The organism is Oleiphilus sp. HI0128 (assembly GCF_001635365.1).
The window spans coordinates 1-607 of the sequence record NZ_LWGG01001478.1; the positions used below are offsets into that span (position 1 = coordinate 1).

The following is a 607-nucleotide window of genomic DNA, read 5'->3' on the forward strand; positions in this document are numbered from 1 at the left end:
AATCTCGATTTGAAAATCTGGACGCATTGGCTACAACTACCTAGTGACATTACTTTGATTTCATCAGAGCACTGCTGAAACTCCAAGCGAGCTATTATACACTGCCTACAACCCTATTAAGCCCTATAAATTTCTTAGACGATATTCTGATCAGGAGCGAATCTTCACATGAAGGGAAATATGTTTACCGGCTTTGGCTATCTGGCTCAAGGTTTCAAGATCATTTGCCAGCCCGGCTTTCGCCTATTTTTACTGGTTCCTTTAACCGTAAATATCATCTTGTTTACGCTGCTCATCATGTGGGCATATAGCCTAGTAGACGGTTGGATGGCGACCTTATTGTCTTGGGTCCCAGAATGGCTAGGATTCATGGAGTGGTTATTCTGGGGAATCTACTTCTTAGCCATCTTAATGACGCTGTTTTATGGCTTTATTGCCGCCGCGAATTTAATCGGCGCTCCTTTTTATGGCTACCTGGCAGAACTCACTGAAAAGCACTTAAGCGGCCAAGATAAAGGTGAAGACTTCTCATGGAGCGAGCTACTGGCAATGGTTCCCAGAACCATCATGCGAGAACTCCAAAAGCTTGTTTATTATATCCCGCGGG

1 protein-coding gene is annotated in these 607 nt (G+C 44.2%); it reads left to right on the forward strand.

The genetic code is table 11. The features are described from left to right. Positions 1-168: 168 nt before the first annotated feature. Positions 169-607, forward strand: a 439-nt coding sequence (gene cysZ, locus A3763_RS24390; RefSeq protein ID WP_082880590.1) for a sulfate transporter CysZ, incomplete at its 3' end; no start/stop codon positions are given.